Origin of the sequence: Niveibacterium microcysteis, assembly GCF_017161445.1 — a bacterium.
In the GTDB taxonomy this organism is placed as follows: domain Bacteria; phylum Pseudomonadota; class Gammaproteobacteria; order Burkholderiales; family Rhodocyclaceae; genus Niveibacterium; species Niveibacterium microcysteis.
The window spans coordinates 3,502,231-3,524,692 of the sequence record NZ_CP071060.1; the positions used below are offsets into that span (position 1 = coordinate 3,502,231).

At 65.0% G+C, this 22,462-nt stretch carries 21 protein-coding genes; 8 read left to right on the top strand and 13 right to left on the bottom strand.

Annotated features, from left to right (window positions below; all coding sequences use genetic code 11):
* Window positions 1-12 precede the first annotated feature (12 nt).
* The 4 genes from tssM to JY500_RS15930 all read right to left on the bottom strand — a co-directional run bounded on the left by tssM (window position 13) and on the right by JY500_RS15930 (window position 6,369).
* Window positions 13-3,672 (bottom strand): type VI secretion system membrane subunit TssM, encoded by a 3,660-nt coding sequence (gene tssM / locus JY500_RS15915; protein WP_206253776.1) that lies wholly within the window; start codon window positions 3,670-3,672, stop codon window positions 13-15.
* A 103-nt stretch (window positions 3,673-3,775) separates the two neighbouring features.
* Window positions 3,776-5,155, bottom strand: a complete 1,380-nt coding sequence (locus tag JY500_RS15920) for a hypothetical protein (RefSeq protein ID WP_206253777.1) — start codon at window positions 5,153-5,155, stop codon at window positions 3,776-3,778.
* 10 nt (window positions 5,156-5,165) lie between these two features.
* Entirely contained in the window at window positions 5,166-5,432 is a 267-nt protein-coding gene (locus JY500_RS15925; RefSeq protein WP_172197282.1) for a PAAR domain-containing protein, read from the bottom strand.
* Window positions 5,433-5,445: 13 nt separating this feature from the next.
* Window positions 5,446-6,369: a M15 family metallopeptidase gene (locus JY500_RS15930; protein WP_246479652.1), complete on the bottom strand. Its 924-nt coding sequence runs from the start codon at window positions 6,367-6,369 to the stop codon at window positions 5,446-5,448.
* A 27-nt stretch (window positions 6,370-6,396) separates the two neighbouring features.
* Here JY500_RS15930 and JY500_RS15935 point away from each other — a divergent pair, with 27 nt between their 5' ends.
* Window positions 6,397-7,245: a hypothetical protein gene (locus JY500_RS15935; RefSeq protein ID WP_206253778.1), complete on the top strand. Its 849-nt coding sequence runs from the start codon at window positions 6,397-6,399 to the stop codon at window positions 7,243-7,245.
* Between the two features lie 30 nt (window positions 7,246-7,275).
* Here JY500_RS15935 and dinB read toward each other — a convergent pair whose 3' ends face one another.
* Entirely contained in the window at window positions 7,276-8,391 is a 1,116-nt protein-coding gene (dinB, locus tag JY500_RS15940; protein ID WP_206253779.1) for a DNA polymerase IV, read from the bottom strand.
* A gap of 307 nt (window positions 8,392-8,698) precedes the next feature.
* Here dinB and htpX point away from each other — a divergent pair, with 307 nt between their 5' ends.
* Window positions 8,699-9,574: a protease HtpX gene (gene htpX / locus JY500_RS15945; protein WP_206253780.1), complete on the top strand. Its 876-nt coding sequence runs from the start codon at window positions 8,699-8,701 to the stop codon at window positions 9,572-9,574.
* A gap of 10 nt (window positions 9,575-9,584) precedes the next feature.
* Entirely contained in the window at window positions 9,585-10,016 is a 432-nt protein-coding gene (locus JY500_RS15950) for a tellurite resistance TerB family protein (RefSeq protein ID WP_172197251.1), read from the top strand.
* Between the two features lie 38 nt (window positions 10,017-10,054).
* On the opposite strand, the gene JY500_RS15955 is transcribed toward JY500_RS15950, so the two are convergent.
* Complete coding sequence (locus JY500_RS15955) at window positions 10,055-10,693, bottom strand: LysE family translocator (protein ID WP_206253781.1); 639 nt, start codon at window positions 10,691-10,693, stop codon at window positions 10,055-10,057.
* A 57-nt stretch (window positions 10,694-10,750) separates the two neighbouring features.
* On the opposite strand from JY500_RS15955, the gene JY500_RS15960 reads away from it, so the two are divergent.
* The gene (locus tag JY500_RS15960; RefSeq protein WP_206253782.1) at window positions 10,751-11,527 is read left to right on the top strand and encodes a substrate-binding periplasmic protein; all 777 of its coding nucleotides are present in this window, start codon (window positions 10,751-10,753) and stop codon (window positions 11,525-11,527) included.
* On the opposite strand, the gene JY500_RS15965 is transcribed toward JY500_RS15960, so the two are convergent.
* Window positions 11,524-11,865 (bottom strand): cupin domain-containing protein, encoded by a 342-nt coding sequence (locus JY500_RS15965; RefSeq protein ID WP_206253783.1) that lies wholly within the window; start codon window positions 11,863-11,865, stop codon window positions 11,524-11,526. The two genes, JY500_RS15960 and JY500_RS15965, sit on opposite strands and share 4 nt — an antisense overlap.
* The gene (locus JY500_RS15970; RefSeq protein ID WP_206253784.1) at window positions 11,862-12,692 is read right to left on the bottom strand and encodes a carbon-nitrogen hydrolase family protein; all 831 of its coding nucleotides are present in this window, start codon (window positions 12,690-12,692) and stop codon (window positions 11,862-11,864) included. The genes JY500_RS15965 and JY500_RS15970 overlap by 4 nt, the downstream gene beginning before the upstream one ends.
* A gap of 145 nt (window positions 12,693-12,837) precedes the next feature.
* Here JY500_RS15970 and ycaO point away from each other — a divergent pair, with 145 nt between their 5' ends.
* Complete coding sequence (ycaO, locus tag JY500_RS15975; RefSeq protein WP_206253785.1) at window positions 12,838-14,562, top strand: 30S ribosomal protein S12 methylthiotransferase accessory factor YcaO; 1,725 nt, start codon at window positions 12,838-12,840, stop codon at window positions 14,560-14,562.
* 57 nt (window positions 14,563-14,619) lie between these two features.
* On the opposite strand, the gene JY500_RS15980 is transcribed toward ycaO, so the two are convergent.
* Complete coding sequence (locus JY500_RS15980) at window positions 14,620-14,880, bottom strand: DUF1161 domain-containing protein (RefSeq protein WP_206253786.1); 261 nt, start codon at window positions 14,878-14,880, stop codon at window positions 14,620-14,622.
* Window positions 14,881-15,100: 220 nt separating this feature from the next.
* Here JY500_RS15980 and JY500_RS15985 point away from each other — a divergent pair, with 220 nt between their 5' ends.
* Window positions 15,101-15,946: a class I SAM-dependent methyltransferase gene (locus JY500_RS15985; protein WP_172197213.1), complete on the top strand. Its 846-nt coding sequence runs from the start codon at window positions 15,101-15,103 to the stop codon at window positions 15,944-15,946.
* Here JY500_RS15985 and JY500_RS15990 read toward each other — a convergent pair.
* The 4 genes from JY500_RS15990 to JY500_RS16005 all read right to left on the bottom strand — a co-directional run bounded on the left by JY500_RS15990 (window position 15,933) and on the right by JY500_RS16005 (window position 20,967).
* Window positions 15,933-17,264 carry an N-acyl amino acid synthase FeeM domain-containing protein gene (locus tag JY500_RS15990; protein ID WP_172197210.1) on the bottom strand — a complete coding sequence of 444 codons (1,332 nt, stop codon included), beginning with the start codon at window positions 17,262-17,264 and terminating at the stop codon, window positions 15,933-15,935. The genes JY500_RS15985 and JY500_RS15990 overlap by 14 nt on opposite strands.
* Window positions 17,265-17,421: 157 nt before the next feature.
* Window positions 17,422-18,765: a 3-oxoacyl-ACP reductase gene (locus JY500_RS15995; RefSeq protein WP_206253787.1), complete on the bottom strand. Its 1,344-nt coding sequence runs from the start codon at window positions 18,763-18,765 to the stop codon at window positions 17,422-17,424.
* A gap of 5 nt (window positions 18,766-18,770) precedes the next feature.
* Window positions 18,771-20,054, bottom strand: a complete 1,284-nt coding sequence (locus JY500_RS16000) for an acetyl-CoA C-acetyltransferase (protein ID WP_206253788.1) — start codon at window positions 20,052-20,054, stop codon at window positions 18,771-18,773.
* Between the two features lie 142 nt (window positions 20,055-20,196).
* Complete coding sequence (locus tag JY500_RS16005; RefSeq protein ID WP_206253789.1) at window positions 20,197-20,967, bottom strand: substrate-binding periplasmic protein; 771 nt, start codon at window positions 20,965-20,967, stop codon at window positions 20,197-20,199.
* Between the two features lie 288 nt (window positions 20,968-21,255).
* Between JY500_RS16005 and JY500_RS16010 the strand changes: the two genes are divergently transcribed.
* Window positions 21,256-21,486: a DUF350 domain-containing protein gene (locus tag JY500_RS16010; protein WP_172197198.1), complete on the top strand. Its 231-nt coding sequence runs from the start codon at window positions 21,256-21,258 to the stop codon at window positions 21,484-21,486.
* On the top strand, window positions 21,483-22,331 hold the full coding sequence (locus JY500_RS16015; RefSeq protein ID WP_206253790.1) for a transglutaminase-like cysteine peptidase: 849 nt from the start codon (window positions 21,483-21,485) through the stop codon (window positions 22,329-22,331). The genes JY500_RS16010 and JY500_RS16015 overlap by 4 nt, the downstream gene beginning before the upstream one ends.
* The last annotated feature ends 131 nt before the right edge of the window (window positions 22,332-22,462 follow it).

Consider the following 22,462-nt stretch of genomic DNA (forward strand, 5'->3'; position numbering starts at 1 on the left):
GTGATCGGCCCCTCACGCCCCGCCGCCGGCAACCGCCGCCGGCAGCTTGATACCAAGCAGACCAGACTTCTGCGGTGCGCTGGCGTTGGCCGAGGTATCGGCCTGCGCGCTGCTGACAATGCGCAGATTCACCGTCACCGCCACGCCGTTGTTGCTCCAGGTCATCTCGAAGGTGCCGTCGCTGCGCCGCTTCTTCTGCGCGGTATTGATCAGTCGCTCGAGGCCAGCCGCTCCGGGCTGACTGGCGACCTCGACCGTGCGCCCGTCGTAAGCCACCGCGGTGATGCGCGCGCCTGGCGCCCCCTTGCCCGACGGCCACACGAAGTTGGCCCAGTCCTGCACACCCATGCGGTAACGCAGCACCTGCCCATCGATTTCAATCGTGTACTCGGTTACACCGGAAACCGGTTGCGGCTGAATCTGGAACACCGTCTGCGGCGTGCTGCCGCCCGCGGGATCGCCACCTGCGCCTGCTGCAGCACCGGCAACCGGCGCCACGAAGCGCGCGAAGTTGTCGGCGAACTCGGGCGCGAGCTTGACCCCCATGTCCGCCCAGGTTCGTGCGGCCAATGTGTCACCACGACGCACGACGAGCGGCCCCATCGAGGTCTGCACAAACTTGGAGACAGCGCCTTCCGGACCGAACACCTGCGCAATTTCGCCTGCACCAGCCTCGACGCGCGCGTTCTGTGTGAAGGGATATTTCTCGGCGAGGCTACGCATGAAGGGGTCGTAGACCTGCGCCGCCCATGTGCGGTTGAGTTCGGTTTCTGCCGGTTTGACGATCACTGCAAACGCCATCATCAGCGGGCGTACCAGCAGCGGCCGGATGGTGCCGCGAGCGGAATCCGGAATCGAAGCCAGCACCTGCTCATCGACCTGACGCAGCGCATCCGACAGCTCGGATCCGGAGCCTTCCAGCGTTTGCATCATCAACTGTCGCGCGGCGGGTCCGGCGTCGCCGGCAGTCTTCATCTGGTTGAAGCGCGAGCGGACTTTGGCGAGCGATTGCAGGTAGCCCTTGAGCAGCGAGCCGTCGCGCGCCTCGGGCCGCTCGACAACAAGATTCGCGATCGCCGCAAACTCGCGCCCGACCGGCCCCATCGGGATCTCGGTCTTGCCGGCGGATACATTCACGGTGACCTGCGCAGGCGACTGCCGCAGGATCGTCTGCTTGAACCATTCGACGAATCCGCTCTGCGCCTTCGCCAAACCATCGTTGAGCAGCGAGGGGTTATCCCACGAGGTCTGCCGGTAGACCGTATCCAGAACCTTGCCGATCGGCGAATTGACCGGATCACCCAGACGATTGAGCTGTTTGACCGCATCGTCAAAGCTGGCGAAATCGGCAACCGTCACGCCCTGGAGGAATTTCTTCCATTCCGCCGCGTAGTCGGTTTTGTACATCAGCGTCAGCGCCTTCTGGATCTGCTCCGGGCTGCCCTCAAGCGACAGGTCGTCACGCGCAGCGGTCTTCAGTACCCAATCGGTGCTTTGCAACTCCTTACTCGCAGCCTCCTTGATCGCCGCCTCGACGTAGCCTTCCCACGCCTCGCGCGTAAAAGTGCCGGGAATCGCGTGACTGCCGGCCACGAGGTCTCGCGCATCATCGCCAACGATCCGTGCCACCGTCATCGACGGGAAGCGCGTAGCGGCACGCGCCTTGATCTGGGCATACACCCGCTCACGTGCCGGTTGCCCCTTCACCACTTTGCGCAGCACATCGCGCGTTTGATCGACCAGCGCGAGGCGGGTTTCCACCAGAGGGAAGTCCGGCTGAGCGCTCTGCGCAACCACAAAGGCCAACATGCGTTCCGCCGAACGGATCATCCGCTCGCGGGGCATCTCGCCGCGGTTGTTCTCAAGCCAGTTACGCCAGAAGCGCGCAAGCTGGTCGTTCAGGTGCCCAGGCTCGACATGCTCGTGGCTGCCCAGCATCAGGTAGGTCTTGAGTGCGTTGTAAGCGTCCTGGACATCCGTCGGGGACGCATCGCGATACGGTTGGGCAGCACCGTCCTGCCGCGCGGCAACCTTCTCGGCCGCCCCGGTCTGTGCGGGCGCGAGCTCGCCGCTGCGGCGATTCACCTCGGCCAGATAGCCTTCGAGCGATTCCGCGACCGGTTTCAGCAAGATCTGCCGCGCGCCGTGAAAGTACTCGGCGCGCAACTTCGCCTCCAACGTGTCACCTTGGTAAAGGCCGAAACCAAGGCCCGCGGGCCTGTCCTCACGATAGCGTTCCAGCTGTTCGATGCGGTCCTGCATCAGTTCGAGCGCTTCGATACGGGAGGCAAGATCCTGCCGGCCTTCCTGCAGGCGCACGGCTTTCGCCAGATCGGCCTGCACATGCGACACGAGGCGCTGATTCGACACATAGGACCAGGCCAGCGCACCAAGCACGAGCCCGAAGCCCACCACCGACGCCGCGAAGGCCACCGCCCGCATACGGGTGCGCGTTCGGCTCGCGTATTGCCGCACCAGCGCACGATCGGCAAAGATGACTTTCGAGAACAGATCCCGTAGAAAGAACCCGCCCTGCGACGACACCGGCATATCGACCGCGGGCGCCAGCTTGAGGCCGAAACGGTCGGCAATACGCTCGCTTGATGTACCGGCTGCACGCCCTTCCTGCAGCGCGCTTGTGAAGTAGAAGCCGCGGAATATCGGTTTGAACTGGAACGGGTTGTCTTCGAACAGCGTTGCGACAAATGCGCGCAAAGCCGGGCGCACCGCCGAGAACTCAAGCGGAAAGGTCAGCACCCCTGCGCCGAGTTTTTCACCGCGGTAGAGCGCCATGCGCGCGACCGATTGCTCGCGCAGCCCCTCATACAGCCGATCGAAGTGCTCGTCGAAGCGCGCGACCGGATCAGCCGACCCGTCTGCGTCATACGCGAGCGTTGCCCCCCACACGCGGGCACGTTCGGCAGCGTCACAGTCGTCAAAGAACTCGGCGAAACCGGCGATCAGATCCACTTTCGTGAACACGATGTACACCGGCGCAAACACTTCGAGTTCGGCGGTCAGCTCCTGAACGCGCGCGCGGATTTGCTTGGCGAGCTTGATGCCGTATTCAGGGCGATTCTGGGTCAGCTCCTGCACGCTGGCCGCGACGACGATGCCATTGATCGGCGCCTTGGGGCGATGGCGTTTGAGCAGGTGCAGGAAGCCAAGCCATTCACCGCGGTCCTCGTCCTCCACTGCGTAGCGCCCAGCGGTATCGAGCAGGATGCCTTCGGTGGTAAAGAACCAATCGCAGTTTCGTGTGCCGCCGATGCCCTGAACAATGCTGCCGCCCTGATCGGCAAACGGAAACTGCAGGCCTGAATTCACGACCGCCGAACTCTTGCCCGCAGCCGGGTTGCCGATCACCATGTACCACGGCAGTTCGTAGAGTGCAGCGCGCCCCGACAGCTCGCCGAGCTTCGACCCCTTGATCGTTGCGATTGCCTCACCCATCCGCCGACGCAGCACGTCGACCTCGCCACGTTTGGACGGCGTCGCGCGGCTGACCGCACGCTCCGACTCCTGGGTCAGCATCTGAGTCAACGCAGCCGCCTCGCGCGCAGCCCGTCGGCGACGCAAGCCCCATGCACCGAGCACAATCAGCAGAATCAGCACGATCGCGGCAATCGCCCACCACAACGCCAACTTCAGCGTGTGAGCAGAAAGCAGCAAGAAAGCGCTCGCAAGCAACAGCGCCAAGACCGTCAAGGTTCGGCTGTCTGTAAGGAAATTCCAGAATCCACGCATGGTTTGGGTCGTCGTAGTGTGGCCAGCTTCAGGAGGTGGCTGGCTCAGGTTCGTAGGCTTGCAGCAGCAGCGCGCCCCGCTCCAGCGGATCGGCCAAGGCGGCGAGCAGGGTCGGTTTTTGGGTCTGTTCGGTTTGCGTGGCGGCAAGTGCTAGCGCGAGCGTGGTACCCGCAACGCCCAGGTCCCCCAGCGCCGCACCAAGCCCCACGCGCTCCGCAACCGGATCGAGATGCGGCAGCACGTTGTTCATCGCAGCAGCGATCTCGACCGCACGAGTCGGACGGACATCGCCCTCGCTGACCACGGCAGCGACTGCATCGGCCGACGTCTTTCCGGCTTCGAGCGCAGCGTGCAACAGCGACTCGAGCAAGGTCGTGTCGCTCCGGCCGGTCATGCGCGGCGGGGCATCGCGGCGAGCGTTAAGCGGGATCGATAGGCGAGCCAGCGTCGGCCATCCATGTGCTGTCTCTGGACGACCGAGCAGCAGGGCAGCGGCCGCTTCGCCGGGCACCAAACCCTCGGGTTTGTCGTGCGCGAAAAGCCTGCCTTCACCCGCCGCGCGCTCGATCACGGCCTCATCGATGTGACTGTCGAACGCGAGCAAGAGCAGATTCCGAATCTGCGCCTTATCCGCCTGCCAGGCCCTGACTTCAGCCAGCGTCGCGGTGCTGTCTTCGGCCGCAACGAGATACACCGCCGGCAAGGCCTCAGACCAAACCTGCGCAATCAAATGTTCGATCCAGCGCGTCGCCAGCGATTGCATGGATTCGTTCCATGCTCGAGGCACGATCGCCCTCACCACAATCGGCAACGCGCGCGGGGCAGCGTGGCGCGATGCCGGCTCCGGCATTGTTGCAACGAGCTGCTGGAGAACCGGCGACGCAGCCCCCGTCAGGAGCGCCAGCGCGCGCACAAATCCGGCCGGCGGCACGATGTCATCGGCGCCTACGTGCGCGAGCCAGTCATTCACATCCTCAACGCTCAGCTCAGCCGCTCGCGCCATGCGAACCGGCATGCCGTCAAAGTCGAGATAGTCGGGCTCCGGCGCAGGCGCCAAGTCGCCAGCGGCGATTGCCTCGATCACGGCACTGGCCGACTCGCCCCCAGCGGTACTCACACCCGCCGCCAGTACCAACATCTCGGTCACGCCGACCGTCGCTTGCGCAGGCTGCTCGGGTTGACCGGTCGATACCGGGACCGGCGCCTCTGTCGGCGAGCCGATTCGACGCAGCACCATCCACCCAAGACCAGCCACCAAACAAACGCCAACGGGCACCAACACCAGGCCGACCAGCAAGTCTGACGGCGTAACGACCTGGGGGCTGCTTTGCCACCACAGCACCGCACCGCCCCAGCACAGGGCCAGCAGCGCGATCAACAAAAGCACGAAACGGATGCGACCAGACATGCGATTCAGGTCAGTCCGAAGTGTTTGCCTGCCCCGCGATCAACACCGCGCCGCACGCGGTCTTGTCCCCGTGCCGCGCAGCCGGGCGTCCATCGATCATGCACGTCGGGTCGCCGCTGACGATCACCGTGGTGCCACCATGGCCCTTCTTCGGGCAGGTCACCTTGTCGCCAACGCGCGCGATCGCCTTGTCGCCCGTTACACTCTGAGGGCTCCCCTCGACCACGACGCCGCCGTGGCTGGTCTTGTCCCCAATCACAATAAATGGACGCCCCACGTACCGCTCCTGTTCATTTGCGGCCGAGCACACCTGCCCGGCGCAGTTCGACGTGTCCGAAATCCATCAGCTTCCACCGGCCGCCCCAAGTCAGCCCCAGCGCCTCCGCCCGTTCTCCGAGCAGGCGATAGCCCTCCATCGCCCATGGGTCACGTTCGCTGATGACGATCTTGCCGCCGCGAAAGAACGCCAGGTCCGCTGCAAGACCAAACTGGTGATAGCTCTGAAAGGCGCCCGCACGCGTCACATGCGGCCCCATGGCTGCAAGCTGCGCCTGGCGCTCTGGACTGCGATACCCCTCCAGCAGCGCCAGTTCATAGCCGCGCTCGCTCATTTGCTGGAACAACACCAGGATGCGCTGACGGAACTCACCATCCATCAAGGTCCAGTCGCGGCTGGCGGAGGCAATCTCGGGTCGCTCTGCCTGCAGTTCGGCTGTCACGAACACCTCGGGCGGTAGCGCCGGAGGTGGCACCAGATGCTCACCGTCAAGCAAGGCCGCGAGCACCGGATCCCGAACCTCGGCCTTATCCTCAAAGCCCGCCATCGGACGGGTCATCGACAGCAGCACTGCGCCCACCACAGGAAGGATCACCGCCACCGCGCTCAATCCGATCGCCCGGCGATTGGATCGGGCCCAGCTCCATCCACGCGCGGCAATGCTGGTGCCGTTCGCACCCATCACGACAAGGGCGTCACGTCCGCTGGCGCCGATCCGACGCTGCGCGCCGCAGGCCAACTGCACCTGCCGTTGCATGCCGCGTATCGCCGCATCGCGAAGCGCCGGAAAGCACATCAGGCTCCCGCCGAGCACGGCAACAATCATGAGGGCGGACAGACCTAAGAGCAGTTCCACAAACGTCGCCAGGGCTTTAAAAAATGACGATCGGATTATACGAGTCGATACATTTGGCATATGAGGTAATTCTTCTCGCATAATCCGATTTGCTCGCAGCTAATATTCATGCCCATGACATCCCCGGAATCGAGCCCGGTTCAGACCGGAGCAGCCCGTCGACCATCGCTGTTCGAACAGCCTGCCGGCAATGCGCGCACGCCGCACCGGGAGATCGCCGTGCTCGCTCCGTTCGCGACGCCGAAACCGGCACAGCCCTCGGTGCGCTGGGCCACCGCGGGCGTTGCGGCAGTCGCCTCGGCATTTGCGTTGCTGGCCGGCGCCACCCTGTGGGCGGTAGTCAATGGCGGCAACTCGGAGCAAGCAGCGCCGACCCCGCCGGTGGCGCAACGCGCGCCAGCAAAGCCTGCTGCGGCACATGCGGCGGCTCCGGCGGTTGCAAGCGTGGCGCCAGAAGAGCCGACCCAATCCCAAGCGACAGCTGCGGTCGTAGCTAACCCCGCGCCTGGCGCAACGATGGTGGACACCCTGGATCCCGCCGAGGCCATGCAGCCAGCGCTCGCAGCCAAGACCGCTGACGAGACAGGGGCGACAACTGCGTCCCCAATCGCAGCGGCGCGCACCGCCGAGGCACCCACGCAGGTCACGCCCCGTCACGCTTCAAGCGCGACGCCCAAGGCGACGCAGCACAAGCCGTTGAACGAGAAGCCCAAACCGCGCAGCACCAAACCAAAAGGCGAAGCGGACACCGCCCTGCTCGCTGCACTGGTCTCGCACATTGACCATACCGCTGCGCAGACGGCCAACCGCGACGTGGTGGGGCCCAGTGCACAGCAGGGCAGCACCGCGGAACTGGTCGCGCGTTGTGACCGGCTTGGTGGGCTTGAAGGCACGCTATGCCGTAAGCGCATCTGCAAGGGCTTGTGGGGTAGCGACCCGGCCTGCCCGAGTCGTTGAGCAGCGCACATTCGACGCGCGGCAAGCGCCTCAGTCGAACAGGGAGCGGGTCTGGCCCAGCGGCTCCGCTTCCGCCTTGAGTTGCGGTTCCAGCTCAGCCACCTTCACGCCAAGCAGGCGGAGCTTTCGCTCGATCGGCACGCGGCGCAGGCAATCGACCGCCACATCGCGGATCGTCATGAAATCGGCGGTGGCGTAGGTCAGTTTGCGGTCCCGCGTTACCTGCTCGAAGTTATCGAACTTCACTTTCACACCGATGCTTCGGCCGACGTAGCCCTTGGCGGCCAGGTCGGCAGCCACCTGCCGAGAGAGCTTCACGATCACCGATAGCAGCGTGAGCGGATCTCGGGTGTCGTGGGGAAAGGTGATCTCCCTTGAGCGCGATTTGGGCTCCTGATGTGTTTCAACGGGCCGCTCGTCGCGCCCCGCCCCGGCATCGGCCAGCCAGCGCCCGTAGCTCTGGCCGAAGTGCCGCACCAGCATGTGGGGTGATGCGGCCGCCAGTTCACCGATCGTGCGGATGCCCAACTGTTCGAGCTTTGAATTTGCCTTCGGGCCGACGCCGTTGATCTTGCTGACTGCAAGCGGCCAGATCCGCGCTGCTATCGCCGATTCATCGATGATTGTCAGCCCGTTCGGCTTGTCCAGATCAGAGGCGATCTTTGCGATCAACTTGTTCGGCGCGATCCCGATCGAACAGGTCAGGCCGGTCGCCGCCGTAACCCGCGCCTTGATTGCCCGCGCAAGCGTTTCGGTATCGCCCGGCACATCGGTCAGGTCGATATAGATTTCATCGATGCCGCGATCTTCAATGCAGTCGGCAACTTCGGCCACGGCCGCCTTGAACAGGCGCGAGTAATGCCGATACGCGCCGAAATTCACCGGCAGCACGATCAGATCAGGGCATAGGCGCAGCGCGGTGCGGATCGGTTGCCCTGAACGGCAGCCAAAGGCCCGCGCCTCATAGGTCGCGGTGGTGAGCACGCCGCGGCTCGCCAGCAACTGCGCACGCCCTTCCGGCGTGCGCGAGTCGCCGATGCCGCCAATTGCCACCGGTAGCCCGCGCAGTTCGGGCTGGCGCAGCAGTTCGACCGACGCGAAGAACGCGTCCATGTCGAGGTGGGCGATGCGGCGATTCGGAAACATCGCGAAAGTTTACCGGAGGGGTTGAACTTTCCGCTGCCGTCGCCATCTACACCAGCGTACCGGTTCAGGAGAGCCGGTGCGGTTGATGGGGAGTAGCTCACTTCTGCTGCGTCGTCACCACGATCGCTGACGCGATCCGGCGCACAGGCGGGCCCGCGAGGGGCCGCGAGCGAGACCGTTACCGGCATGTCCGGCGCGGTCGCTCGTCCATCCAACGGAGAGGGGCCTTGTCCGGCAACGGCGCAAGGCCCTTTTCGTTTCACGGGCCGTGCGCCGGATCGATCAACGCGCATTGAAAGGAAAACCTGTGAAACGCGTTCTGCTGCTTGTCGCGACCAACGTCGCGATCGTCATCCTGCTGTCGATCACCGCCCGTCTGTTGGGGCTGGATCGCTACCTCGAAGCCAACGGCAGCCTGAACCTGCAGAGCCTGCTCGTGTTCTGCGCGATCTTCGGCTTCGGTGGCGCCTTTGTGTCGCTCGCCATTTCGAAGTGGATGGCCAAGTTCTCGACCGGCGCCCAGGTCATCACGCAACCGCGCAATCAGGTCGAGGCCTGGCTGCTCGACACGGTGGCGCGTCAGGCGCAGGCCGCTGGCATCAAGATGCCGGAAGTGGCGGTGTATGACTCGCCGGAGCTCAACGCGTTCGCCACCGGACCGAGCCGCAACAACGCCCTGGTGGCCGTGTCAACCGGGCTTCTGCACAACATGCGGCCCGACGAAGTGGAAGCGGTGTTGGCGCACGAAGTCAGCCACGTAGCAAACGGTGACATGGTGACGCTGACGCTGATCCAGGGCGTCGTGAACACCTTCGTCATGTTCATCGCGCGCATTGTCGGCAACGTGGTCGACAAGCTGGTGTTCAAGAACGAGGAAGGGCACGGCCCGGCGTTTTTTGTCACCACCATCGTCGCCGAGCTGGTGCTGGGCGTGCTGGCTTCGATCATCGTCATGTGGTTCTCGCGTCAGCGTGAATTCCGCGCAGATGCAGGTGCCGCAAAGCTGGTTGGCGCCACACCGATGATCAACGCGCTTGAACGCCTGAAGCTCAACGCCGAAGGCGGCGCCCTGCCGGACGGTGTGAAGGCGCTCGGCATCTCGGGTGGGCCGGCGTTCATGAAACTCTTCATGTCGCACCCGCCGCTTGATGAACGCATTGCCGCGCTGCGCGCCAGCCGCTAAGGAGATCCGCATGACCCCGATCCGTACCTATCCGGAAAACAGCCCGCAGGCCGTCGGCCGCATCGTCGCAATGATGATGGTCGCGGACGGCAGCCTCGCCGAGGCCGAACTGGCAGCACTCTCCGACCCGGAGCATCTCGCCAGCGTGGGCCTCGACGCCCACGGGCTACGCACGGTGCTGGCCGACCATCTGGTCGACGTGGCGCTGGCCAGCCCGAAACCGCACGAAGCACGGGTGAATGACCCGGCGATTCTCGACCAGGTGCTCGCACCGGTCACCGACCCCGCGCTGCGTCTGAAAGCGTGTGCGCTGGCGATCCACGCAAGCGGCGCAGACGAACAGATCGCGCCGGCGGAGCAGGCAGTGCTGCACTACATGCTCGATCAGTGGGGTTTGACGCTGGAACAGCTGCATGACTATCTGGCGCAGCACCTGAACTGAGCCATCACGACGACGCCCAAACGGGCGTCGTTTTTCTTTCAGGTGGTCGGCCGACTGACCGACAGCAGACGCAAGCCCACGCCAAGAAATGCCACCCCGGTGACTCGGTTCACCCATACGCGCCACATGCCAGAGCCGCTGATCCGCGCAGCGAGCCGGCCAGACGCCCACGCCATGCCACTGTTGTAGACGGTAGAGAGCCCGACGAAGATCGCGCCAAGGATCAGCAGCGCCGTGGTGGTGCCCGGCACCCCGGGGCGGATGAACTGCGGAAAGAAGGACACCATGAACAACACCACCTTGGGATTCAGCAGGTTGGTCAAGTAAGCGCGTAGCAGCAGTCCGCGACGAGAGACGCGCGGCGCCTCCACGCGTTGCGCAGGGGCTTCGCCTTTGTCGCGCAGCATCGTGATACCGAGCCAGACGAGATAGATCGCGCCCGCCACCTTGAGCGTGTTGAACGCCGTTTCAGACGCCAGCAATAGCGCCGACAGACCGAGCACCGCAAACAGCACATGCGTCGCGCAACCCAGCGAGATGCCCATCGCAGCCAGCAGTCCTGCGCGATGCCCGCGTGAGACGCTCTGCCCCACGATCAGCATCGTGTCGGGCCCCGGCGTGACGTTGAGCACCATCACCGCCAGCACGAAGAGCCAAGGATTCGAAATCGCCGCCATGCCTGCTCCCAATCTTTAAGCCGTTCTCCACGAAGCCAGCGCAGTCTAAACTAAGGTATGCGCCACACCCGCTCATACACGTTCCATATCGCCCTCGTCGCGCTGGGCTGCATGCTGGCGATACCACCGGCCCACGCCGCACCGCCGCTTCGAGTCGCGCAGCTCGAATCGCTGCGCTACCCGCTGGTTGAGGTGGACGCGCAGGGCAAGGTCAGCGGAGGCCTGCTCAAGACACTCGGTGATCGAATCGCCGAAAAGCTGGGGACCAGCGCACAGCACAGTCTGTGGTCGCGACGGCGCACCGAGGCGGCTGTGCTGGCGGGTGACGCCGACATTGCGTGCTATCTGAGCCCGATCTGGTCGGACGAAGCACGCGACGGCCTCTGGAGTATCCCGGTGCTGCCGCAGATCGAACGGGTTGTGGCGCTGCGTGGCAAACGCTTGCCAAGCCAAGCGCCGCAGGACTTCAAAGGCCTGCGAGTAGCGATCATGCTCGGCTACCACTATCCGGCCATTCAGGGTCTGTTCGATGCCAAGGCGGCGCAGCCGGTTGAGGAGACCCGCGTCGACAACCTGTTCCGCCTGCTCCTCACCGATCGCGCGGACGTGCTGATCACGTCGGAGGCGGAAATCGAAGGCCAGTTCCGCCAGTTCCCTGCGCAGCGGGAACGTTTCGAGGTCGGCAAACAAGCCTTTACGACCGTGGATACGCAGTGTCTCGTGTCACCCAAATCGCCCTGGTCGCTCACGCAGGTCAACGCTGCGCTGAAAGCCCTCGTGAGCAGCGGCGAGATCGGACGCCTGGCCGCGCGCTACGGCCTGAGCATGCGCTAGAGGTTCTCGCGATCGCCCCGCGTGGTCGGGCTCGAAACGACGAGGAACACGACCTCGCGATCGAAGGGATTGCGAAACTGATGCGGGACGCCCGGCGGAATCTCGATCCCCTGCCCCGCCGCAAGAACAAGCACCTCACCTGCGCGCCACATCTCCGCGCGGCCCTCAAGGATGTAGAAGAACTGACGCGCCAGCGCATGGCGATGCGTCTGCTCCGACTTGCCTGGCGGCACGCGCTCCTGGATCACGCTGAGTGCTGGGTCCTTGAGCAGATGCCAGCCGTCGCAGCCCTCGCCCCAGACGTAGTGTTCGGCATTCTCGGTGCTGACCACGCTCATGCGGCACCTCCCGCTTCACGATAGCGCTGCGGCGCATAGCGGCGTGCGAGGCGGCCACTTGCAGCGGCCAGGTCGATCGTGGTCACCAACAATCCTGGCCCCTCATGCCCCAAGTGGGCGACGCAGCGGCCCTCTGGCGAAATCACCGCGCTGCCGGACACCGAATAGCGCAGGCCGACGTTCACGCTGGCAAACCAGATGCTGTTTTCAGCCGCGCGGCATTGCATGGCCTTTTCGTAGATCGGCCCGTCTGGGGCACCCCACTCGCGCAGCACCTCGCCCGCGAAATCACTGCCACCGAAGTGGGGGTGCAGCACCAGCTGCGCACCGCGCGCCGCCGCCCAGCGCACTGTTTCCGGGTAGCGCCAGCCTTCGTGGCAGATGACGATCCCGAAACGCAGCCCACCCAGTTCGAACACTTGGCGCGTATCTCCCGGCGTGTAGGTGGCATCCTCATCCGGATCAAGCTGGTTCTTCGTCTGCGCCCCCACGACCTCGCCGTCTGGCCCGATCACCCACGCCAGAATGTGCAGCCCGCCTGCCTTGCTCGGCCACTCCATCGGCAGCACGACCGCGATGCGGTGCTGCCGGGCCAGCGCACGGGTCTGCTCCAGCGCCGCCGCGAGACCAGCCGCGTCATGCGCTTCGACGTCGAAATCCAGCCCGCGCATCCCCGGCACATAGGCCTCGGGGAAGCAGACCAGCGCTGCACCCGCTGTGGCCGCCTGGGCAACATAGTCGGCCACATGCCGCATGCCTTCGGCGATGGACCGAGCAAGTGGCGGCGCAGCAAGGGCAAGCGTAAAGGGGTTGGCAAGTGTGGTCACGGTGTTCGACCTATGAAGACGAAGTGCGCGAGGATACGTGATCAGCGCCTCAGGCTCGCAAGTGCCGCACGCTTGTCCCCGGTCAGGGACGCCGGCCGCCCCACGCCGCAGAATCGCGGCCTTTCCTTCCCCCCGGAAATCCCCCATGACCGCCCCCGAACATTTCATCCCGGGCAAGGACGCCTCACTCGAAGCGAGCATCGCGCGCCTGCAAGGCCTGCTCGCCGAGCGCGGCTTCCGGCTCGAAGAGCACGCCTGGCTCAACCCGGTCGCCGACTGCTGGTCGGTGCATCTGCGCGACGCCGATTGCCCGCTGCTCTACACCAACGGCAAGGGCGGTTCGCAGCTGGCAGCCCGCGCCAGCGCGCTTGGCGAATTTGTCGAGCGCGCAAGCTGCAATCACTTCTGGTCGCACTACCACCTTGGCGAGACGATCGCACAGCACGAGTTCGCCCACACGCCGCATGAGCGCTGGTTCCCGCTCGGTGAGGACGAAAGCTGGCCAAGCGGTTTGCTGGACGCCGCGTTGCAGGATTTCTACAACCCGGACGCCAGCGTGCCCGCCTCGCACCTTGTCGAGCACAACAGTGGCAACGCCGCTCGCGGCATCTGCGCGCTACCGCATGTACGCCAACGCGATGGCGAGACGCTGTGGATGCCGGTGAACCTGATCGGCAATCTCTACGTCAGCAACGGGCTCGCGGCCGGCAATTCCGCCGAAGAGGCGCGGACCCAGGCGCTGTCGGAGATCCTTGAGCGCCATGTGAAGTTCCGCGTGCTGCGCGAAGATCTCTGCCTGCCCGAAGTGCCGGCCGAGGTGCTGGAGCGCCATCCGCGCATCGCCGCCGGCGTGGCTGCACTGCGCGACGCCGGCTTCGGCATCCGCGTTCAGGATGCTTCGCTCGGCGGTGAATTCCCGGTGATGGCGGTGACGTTGTTGAACCCGGCAGACCACGGCTGCTACGCCAGCTTCGGCGCACACCCGCGCTTCGAGGTTGCGCTGGAACGTGCGCTCACCGAACTGCTGCAAGGGCGCGCGCTCGACGCACTCACGGGCTTTCCGCCGCCGGCCTTCGACGCCGACGAGGTCGCCGATCCGTCGAACATCGAAACGCATTTCGTTGATTCATCCGGCGTCGTCGGTTGGCGGCTGCTCGCAGGCACGCCGGACTTCGACTTTGCGGACTGGGATTTTGCCGGCAGCACAGCAGACGAATTCCGCCATCTGTGCGACACGATCCACGCCGCCGGGCACGACATCCTCATCGCGGACTTCGATCACCTGGGCGCGTACGCCTGCCGCATCGTCGTGCCGGGCATGTCAGAGATTTACCCGGTCGAAGATCTGGAATGGGAGAACAACAGCGTCGGCAACCTGCTGCGCCCGGCGCTGCAACGCTTGCCGGAGCTCGACGAGGCCGAGTGCGAAGCCTTGCGCGACGCGCTCGAAAGCCTTGATCTCGCCGACGAACGCCCGGTTGCCGCGTTGATCGGGCTCGCGCCCGACGTCGATTCGCCCTGGCGCACGCTTCGGGTCGGGGAGCTGAAGGCGCTGCTCGCACTGGCAGTTGGCGACACCGACGCCGCTGCGGAGGGCTGCGCATGGGTCAGCCAGTTCGGCCACCTGGACGCGGCTCGAGCGCGCGTTTACCGGGCGCTGGAGGCCGTGCTGCGTCTGCCTCCGGGTGACCGCTACGGGCCGGCGCTCGATGCGCTCTACGGCAGAGAAGCGCTGGCCACTGCCGAAGCGCTTGCGAGCGGGAAGCTGCGCTTCTTCGGCCTTGATGTGCTGGGACCCAACTTCGAAGCCAGCGCCACGCATCAGCGGCTGCTCGCTGCCTATCGAAAGGTGTGGCCAACGCTTCGCTGAGTGCAGCGTCAACCTTGGGCCCGGTTCGCCTTTGCGTGCCGGGCCTGAGCGAGCGGCCTACTTGCCTTCCGGCTTCGCTTCCGCCTTGGCTTCGCCCTTGGTACGCCGGTAGACGATCTCCTTCGTGCCACCGTCGCAGGAGCCGACGATCTTGCCGTCCTTGCCTTCGCCCTTCGCGACGATCTCGAGGCTGTAGTCCTTCACCCCCTTGCCCTCGATCTTTTCCGTGATCTGCCCTTTCAGGGTTTCACAGTCCATCTTGGCAAATGCGGGCGCAACAGCCAGCGCACATGCCAGGCCAAGCACGAGCTTCTTCATCGCCTTCCTCCCAGGATACGGCCAGTCGTGGCCGCGTCGGCCAGCGCGCGCGCAGCGCCGCGCATGGCAAGCGCCAGCGTAACGGGCGGCGGCAACAAGTGCAGCCCCCGACCTGGTGTCGCATCGTGACGAATACAACACCACCTGCGCCGCCGGCGTAGCTGCCGGCGTGCCGCATAATCGCGGTCCTGATCCGCCCTTGCCCGACCGCCGCACAGCCATGAACAAGACCTACGAAGTCCGCCCCGGCCAATCCGTCGAACTGCTGAAGGAACTCCATATCCTGACTCGCGACGGCAAGATGAACCAGGACAGCCGGCGCAAGCTCAAGCAGGTCTACCACCTGTATCACTTCATCGAACCGCTGCTGCAGGATGTACTCGGCAGCCATGCGGACGTGAACCTGGTGGACCACGGGGCGGGCAAGTCCTATCTCGGCTTCATCCTGTACGACCTGTTCTTCAAGGAAGCCGCACCGCAAGGCACCGTCTGGGGCATCGAAACGCGCGACGAACTGGTGACGCGTTCGCGCGAGCTGGCGGCGCAGTTGGGCTTTGGCGGCATGCATTTCCTCAACCTGTCCGTAGCAGATTCGATCACTTCGACCGCGCTGCCGGCGCGCATCGACGTCGTCACCGCGCTGCACGCCTGCAACACCGCCACTGATGACGCGATCCGCTTTGCCCTCGCCAAGCGTGCGCGCCATATCGTGCTGGTGCCCTGCTGCCAGGCCGAGGTGGCCGCGGTGCTGCGCAAAAACAAGGGGCGAGCGCTCAAGTCACCGCTGACCGAACTGTGGCGCCACCCGATCCACACGCGCGAATTTGGCAGCCAGGTCACCAATGTGTTGCGTTGCCTGCAACTGGAAGCGCATGGCTACCAGGTAAACGTGACCGAACTGGTAGGCTGGGAACACTCGATGAAGAACGAGCTGATCATCGCCAGCGACAAGAATCTGCCGCGCAATCGCCCAAGCGAACGCCTGCAGGAGATTCTGCAGACGCTGGGGCTGGAAGAGCTTGGCGAGCGCTTCTTCGTGCCCGCCGCCGCTGCTAAGTCGGCGTAGACAGGGGCCGCGACTCGCTGAGGAACTGGGTCGCGTCGCCCAGTTCGTCATGCGTGCGCGCCATGCGCAGGGCGCGCACGAACTTGAGCCAGACCGGATCCGGCTCGACAAGCTTGAACATCGCAATCGCATCGCTGCTGCGGCCATGCCGCAACACCCGCGCGCGCAACATGCAACGATCGGCCTCGCCGAGTTCGACGAAAGCCACCCCCTCGGCATCGAGCGGGATCGATTCCTCGCACTGCGCACGGAAGCCGGTGCGCGAGCATTCGATGACCCGCATCGGATACACGCGCGAGCGCTGCCCGTCGGGCTGGCGAACATGGAAACCGGCCGGGCACATTACCGAGAAGCGCTGGTGCTGACGCCGTTTGAGCTCGGTGCGGAATGAATCGTCCGGCAGCGGCGGCAGGTAGGCCTTGTACGCGGGCAAGTCGTAGATGCCGTGCAGCAGCACCTTTTCGCGCTGGCTGGCGCGGCGGAAAGCGTCGGTACGTTGATTGAAGAAGTAGTTGATCAGCTCCGGCGTCATCACCGGGTCGTTGGTGGTGAAGAAACGCTTGTCCGGAAACTGGAAGTGCTTGAGCTTGAGCTCTAGGAAGTAGCGATGCAGGTTCTTCGACGGTGGCTGGTGCGCGTAGGCACGCCGGTAGAGCTCCGGCATCTTCTTCAGATCGAGATGCGCGCCCACGGCAGGTGCGCCGTTGACGAAGTCGTAGTGGCTCACCGGGTTCTGCCGCAGGCGCCGGAAGCACAGCAAGCCCTCGTACATCGGAATATGGCGCGGGTTCACCGCAATCACCAGGTGGCGCGTATCGAAGTACTTCACCGCGTATTCGCGCATGAACTTCATCAGCGGGAACAGCACCAGACCGCCTCGCATGCGGAAGCGCTTATGCACGGCCAGCGCCGAAACTTCGGCGATATTGCCGCCTTCGGCACGGATCGCATCGATATCGAAAATCCGCTGAAGCGGGAAGCCAAGCGCGCTTTCGCGGATCAGCGAAATCGTGCCAACGACTTGATCGTCGTACTTCGCGAGCAGTGTGGTCGTCGTGGGCAGCGCGTGGTAGAGCGTGACACGCATGCCCGATTCGTCCGGCTGCATGAAGCCGGCGCCGACATAGGCCTCGTGCAGCAGCTTGAAGCAGGCCTCCAGCTCCTCCCGCGTCTCAGCGAGCTTGAAGACCAGATTGTCCGGCGGCGTCTCTTCGCATCGCACAGCGTTGCGCAACAAAGCATTGCGTGAGCTGCGCGGCAACAAGCCGGCGGCGAGCCTCATCGTTTTGCGTGCAAGGTTGCGAATACGTCGCTTCATCACCGATCCGCAGCGGGTGCCGAAGGTCCAAAGTTCGCTAGTGTAGGACCAATTCGGACAATTCCACTATCATTTCCGCCGACGAACCGCTAAATGTTCGACTCCGATCAAATTGGCCCGAATCCCGATACGGAGACCAAAACGTCGGTTCACAGGATCATTTTCCTATCAGCGCGAGCCCACAAACGCGAATCGTGTTGCCGCTCAAACCACCGCTGGCGGGCAAGGCGAGGAAGGTGATCAACTCCGCCACGTCGCGCGGCAAACCGCCCTGCGACAACGCATTGAGGCGTCGCCCGGCTTCGCGTGTCATCAGCGGAATCTTCGCGGTCATCGGCGTTTCGATGAAGCCCGGCGCCACTGCGTTGATCGTGATGCCACGTGGAGCAAGCCGCGGCGCCTGCGCTGCGACATAGCCGATCAGCGCCGCCTTGCTGGTTGCGTAATTGGTCTGTCCGAAGTTGCCCGCCACGCCGCTGACCGACGACAGGCACACGATGCGGCCGGCATCGTGCAAGACCTCGCCCGCCAGCAAGGCCGCATCGATGGCCGCTATCGCGGCGAAATTCACCGCCATCACGCCATCCCAAAGCTCGGGCTTCATGTTGGCAAGCGTCTTGTCGCGGGTGATGCCGGCGTTATGAACGACCACGTCAACGCCGCCCGTCTTGTCGCGCAGGAAGGCCGCCAGCGTGGCGGGCGCATCCGGCGTGGCAATATCGAGCACCAGCGGTAGTCCGCCGACCCGGGTTGCGGTTTCGTACAAGGCATCGCGTGCCGCAGCGACATCGATGCAGACCACGCGCGCGCCCTCCTCCGCCAAGCGCTGAGCGGTCGCCGCACCAATCCCGCGCGCTGCACCCGTGACCAGCGCGACCTTGCCGGCAAGCTGGCACGCGCCCGCTTCGGTCACAGCTGCGGGCGCCAGCCGGAACACCTGCCCGGACACGTAAGTACAGCGCGGCCCACCGCAGAAGCGCACCAGTCCGGCGAGTTGTGTCTCCACGCCAGGCGCCAGCCGCGCGAGGTTGGCCGTCGCACCGCGGCGCCCGATCTCCTTGCCGAGCGCGCGAACGAAACCTTCAATGCCGCGCGCAGCCGCTGCGGCCACCGGATCATCCAGCGCCGCCGGATCACGCGAGACCACCAGTACGCGCGCGTTGCGCGCAAGCCGCCGCAGCTTGGGCGCGAAGAACGCGTGCAATGCCGCCAAGTCCGCTGGGGTATGGCAGCCCGTAGCGTCGAACAGCAAGGTATCCGCGCTTTGACCCTCCGCGAGTTCGAGCGTGCAGCTTGCCCCAGCGCTTTCGGCTGCCTGCCGGAGCGCCGCCTGCGCGATGCCGCCGGGCGCCGCACCGCACACCACTACGCGCCCGGCCAAAGGCTGGGCGTCATAGCCTCCGGGCGCGCGTGCCAGACGCACCGGGGTCGGCAAACCCAGCCTGCGGATCAGGCCAGCGGTGCGGCGATCGTTGGCGAGGCGCAGCAGCAGGTCAGCCATGGATATCAGCGCTCCAGGATGGCGGTGACGCCCTGCCCGCCCGCCGCGCAGATCGAGATCAAGCCGCGCCCCGAACCCTTCTCGGCGAGCAGTTTCGCGAGCGTGGCGACAACACGGCCGCCGGTCGCGGCGAACGGATGGCCGGCCGCGATCGAGCTGCCCTTCACATTGAGGCGGCAGCGGTCGATGCTGCCAAGCGCGCCGGGCAAGCCCAGCTTCGTGCGGCAGAACTCGTCGCTCTCCCACGCGGCCAGGGTGCACAGCACCACCGCGGCGAAGGCTTCGTGAATCTCGTAGAAATCGAAGTCCTGCAGCGTCAGGCCAAGGCGCGCAAGCATGCGCGGAATGGCATAGGCCGGCGCCATCAGCAGGCCTTCGCGCTCATCAATGAAATCGACGGCCGCGACCTCACCGGTGACGAGGTAGGCAAGGATGGGCAGGCCTTTCTTCTGCGCCCATTCCTCGCTCGCCAGCAGCACGGCCGAGGCGCCGTCGGTCAGCGGGGACGCGTTCGCCGCGGTGATCGTGCCGCCGTTGCGATCGAAGGCCGGCGCCAGTTTGGCGAGCTTTTCGAGTGAGGAGTCGGGCCGCAGGTTGTTGTCGCGCTTGAGGCCGTGGTACGGCATCACCAGGTCGTCGAAGAAACCCTCGTCGTAGGCACGCGCAAGGTTCTGGTGACTGGCCAGCGCCAGCGCATCCTGCGCTTCGCGGCTAATGCCGTAGCGCTTTGCAGTGATTTCGGCGTGTTGCCCCATCGACTTGCCGGTGCGCGGCTCGGCGTTGGCTGGCAGTTCTGGCACGAGATGCTTCGGGTTGATCGCACGCATCAGGTGCTTGAGCTTGGCGCTGGTGGTTTTCGCCGCGTTGAGATCCATCAGCGCACGTTGCAGGCCACGGTTGACCGCCACCGGCGCGTCCGACGTGGTATCCACACCGCAGGCGATACCGGCGTCGATCTGTCCGAGCGCAATCTTGTTCGCGACGAGGATCGCCGCCTCCAGCCCGGTGCCACAGGCCTGTTGCACGTCGAAGGCCGGGGTATTCGGACTCAATCCGGAGGACAGCACGCATTCCCGCACCATGTTCCAGTCACGGGAATGCTTCATCACCGCACCACCGACAACTTCGCCGAGCAGTTCGCCCTGCAGATGGAGCTTCTCGACCAGGCCGCGCAGCGTGTCCGTCAGCATGGTCTTGTTGGTGAGCTGGGCGTAGGCAGTATTCGAGCGGGCGAACGGGATGCGGTTTGCACCCACGATCGCGACACGGCGCGGCAGCGCAGTCGGCATGGCGTAGTCCTTTCAAGGGCGGCGTGATGCGCACGCCAGGCGATATGGAACGCGGGCGACGGGCAGATGGCCGTCGCATTGGCCGGCACTGTACGCAGCCGTACGGAAGACGGTCAAGGCAGTGGTTTCCCTTGCGGCGGGCTCAGGGGCGTTCGCCGGTCGTTGTGCGCGCGGCGTCAGCCAGCGCGGCGTTGATCCTTTCCAGCAATGCGTCAGGCACGGCACGGGTGCAAAACAAATGGCGCGTTTCGCCGCCGGGCAGGTCCCGGAAATGCACAACCGTCACCGATGCAGGCGGCACACCAGCCTGCGCGATCAGGTAGTCGGCCTCCTCCTCGGCCGCCAACATCCAATCGGCACGCTCGGCCCTGATCATCTGCACCATCACCGGGGTTTCGACCGACACCATCTCCACCACAGGGGGTGTTTGCTGGATCAAGCGCGACACGCTCGAACCGTAGGTCAACCCGGTCTTGTAGAGCATGCGCAAGCGCCGGTTGCGCAGCAGTTCGGCAAAGCTGGCGCCATCCTGCAGCCCGAGGCCGGCTCGTGCGATTGCAACCATGCCGCGATCGCGATAGAGCGGCGCGGAGAGTTTTCCCACCAACTCACGTTGGGGGTTGCGGTAGAGACCCACCGCGCATGCATAGGTGTCGCCACGCTCGATCAGCGCGAACTGCCGCGCCAACGGCGTTGCTTCCCAGCGGAATGGAATACCGGCGCGGCGCAGGGCCGCGACAGCCGGTGTCGCGGTCAGGCCACTCACCTTGCCAGACGGGTCGGTCGAATTGAAGGGCGGCCGTTCGTTGAAATACAGCGTCAGGACATCGTCGGCGCACACATCAGCGGATAGCGCGAGGCCGCCGAACAGGGCCGTCAGGCCGAGCGAGCGGACTGTCATCCATTCAGCCATTGGCGCGAGTCCATGTCTGCCGATTCGCTCGACAACACGGGCCCCTGCTTAGCAGCAAATCGCGCGCACCCGACATATCCCTCCCGTGTCCCCAGCGTCCCGCCCATCGCAGTCGTCGCTGCAGAAGCAAGCCTGTAGCGGCCGGACTGCCGTTACAGCATTCCGGCTTAACGGCACCTCCAACGGCCGCTTTAACGTGCTCCGAGCCCCCAGCGTGGCAGACCGCACGCGCCCTGGGATGGGCGGCGGCTAGACTCGCCGCGTTTTCCTCGCCCACCAGAGAACCTCATGACTCCTGATTTCATCACCGCCACCGCCTTCAATCTGGGCATGAACCTGCTGCACGCCGTGCTGGGTCTGATCGCAGGGGTCGTTGGTCTGCGCTTCGTCGACAGCGTGCTGCTCAAGTCGCTCGACTTCGAGGAAGAACTCAAGAAGGGCAACATCGCGGTCGCGATCTTCGCCTCGACGATGCTGCTGTTCATTGCGGTGCTGCTCTCCTTCGGGTTGCGCGGATGACCACCGGCAAGCCGGGCGCCCACCGCCCGCTCCTGCTGCTAAGCGGCCTCGCCTGTGCGTTGGTTGCGATTGGCGCCTACGGCCGCAGCGATGTGCCGCTGGTCATCGAACCCGATTGGCGAATCGACTGGCACGCGGCAACTCAGCAAGGTAAGGCGTCTGCCGGCACCGATTCGGTGGTGCGGCTGAGCAACGGCAAACAGGTGCATGAGCAACAACTCGACCGCACCGTTGCGCGCCATCAGGGGCCGGATCGCTGGCTGCCCTACCACTTCAGTGTGGGCGGCGCCCCTGTCACCACCGTTGCACCAGGGACCGATCGGCACCATCACTTCGTCAATCACTTCCTCGAGGGCTTCGTGCCGATGCCGAAAGCGGAGCCTTGGGTGCCGCTGTACGTGATTGCGCATCGCAAGACCTATGTCGAGGATCCGCAACAGTACGGCGTGCGCGAGATGTGGCAGACCTCGCGCGAGTCGATGGGCAATCCTCGCGGCGACTGCGAAGACCACGCGATCGCCCTCGCTGACTGGCTGATCGGGCTCGGCAAGGACGCCCGCGTCGTGCTCGGCACGATGAATGGCGGCGGCCACGCCTGGGTGGTGGTTCGAGAAAACGAGCAGACCTGGCTGCTCGAAGCCACCCGCAAGCGGCGCACGCGGCATTGGTCCTACCCGCTCGCGAGCCTGCATCCGGAATACGTGCCACGTGAGATGTTCGACCGCGAACGCTGGTGGCAGAACACTGGCGGTGCAACCGTGGATTACACAGGCTCTCACTGGCTGCTTGGCGCACGCTTTGAGCGCCCGGCCCCGTCTGGCGCGAACCCCGCTTCAGGCAGCTAAGCGCCGACGCCGGAACGCCTCCGTTCCGCACCGAAATGGGGCGGGTGCCCATATTTCGCAGCGCACCGTGCGACAGTACCGGTTCTAGGGTTTTCCCTAGGCCTTGCCAAGGCATGCCGAACGGGTATTCT

Bases quoted from the DNA above. Each gene is read 5' to 3' on its own strand.
- JY500_RS15980 (WP_206253786.1), bottom strand. From the start codon at position 14,880: ATGAAGAAGCTCGTGCTTGGCCTGGCATGTGCGCTGGCTGTTGCGCCC.
- dinB (WP_206253779.1), bottom strand. From the start codon at position 8,391: ATGTTTCCGAATCGCCGCATCGCCCACCTCGACATGGACGCGTTCTTC.
- JY500_RS15930 (WP_246479652.1), bottom strand. From the start codon at position 6,369: ATGCGAGAAGAATTACCTCATATGCCAAATGTATCGACTCGTATAATC.
- ycaO (WP_206253785.1), top strand. From the start codon at position 12,838: ATGACCGCCCCCGAACATTTCATCCCGGGCAAGGACGCCTCACTCGAA.
- JY500_RS15950 (WP_172197251.1), top strand. From the start codon at position 9,585: ATGACCCCGATCCGTACCTATCCGGAAAACAGCCCGCAGGCCGTCGGC.
- JY500_RS15965 (WP_206253783.1), bottom strand. From the start codon at position 11,865: ATGAGCGTGGTCAGCACCGAGAATGCCGAACACTACGTCTGGGGCGAG.
- JY500_RS15995 (WP_206253787.1), bottom strand. From the start codon at position 18,765: ATGGCTGACCTGCTGCTGCGCCTCGCCAACGATCGCCGCACCGCTGGC.
- JY500_RS15955 (WP_206253781.1), bottom strand. From the start codon at position 10,693: ATGGCGGCGATTTCGAATCCTTGGCTCTTCGTGCTGGCGGTGATGGTG.
- JY500_RS16005 (WP_206253789.1), bottom strand. From the start codon at position 20,967: ATGGCTGAATGGATGACAGTCCGCTCGCTCGGCCTGACGGCCCTGTTC.
- JY500_RS15985 (WP_172197213.1), top strand. From the start codon at position 15,101: ATGAACAAGACCTACGAAGTCCGCCCCGGCCAATCCGTCGAACTGCTG.
- JY500_RS15920 (WP_206253777.1), bottom strand. From the start codon at position 5,155: ATGTCTGGTCGCATCCGTTTCGTGCTTTTGTTGATCGCGCTGCTGGCC.
- JY500_RS15990 (WP_172197210.1), bottom strand. From the start codon at position 17,264: ATGAAGCGACGTATTCGCAACCTTGCACGCAAAACGATGAGGCTCGCC.
- JY500_RS16010 (WP_172197198.1), top strand. From the start codon at position 21,256: ATGACTCCTGATTTCATCACCGCCACCGCCTTCAATCTGGGCATGAAC.
- JY500_RS15935 (WP_206253778.1), top strand. From the start codon at position 6,397: ATGCCCATGACATCCCCGGAATCGAGCCCGGTTCAGACCGGAGCAGCC.
- JY500_RS16015 (WP_206253790.1), top strand. From the start codon at position 21,483: ATGACCACCGGCAAGCCGGGCGCCCACCGCCCGCTCCTGCTGCTAAGC.
- JY500_RS16000 (WP_206253788.1), bottom strand. From the start codon at position 20,054: ATGCCGACTGCGCTGCCGCGCCGTGTCGCGATCGTGGGTGCAAACCGC.
- JY500_RS15960 (WP_206253782.1), top strand. From the start codon at position 10,751: ATGCGCCACACCCGCTCATACACGTTCCATATCGCCCTCGTCGCGCTG.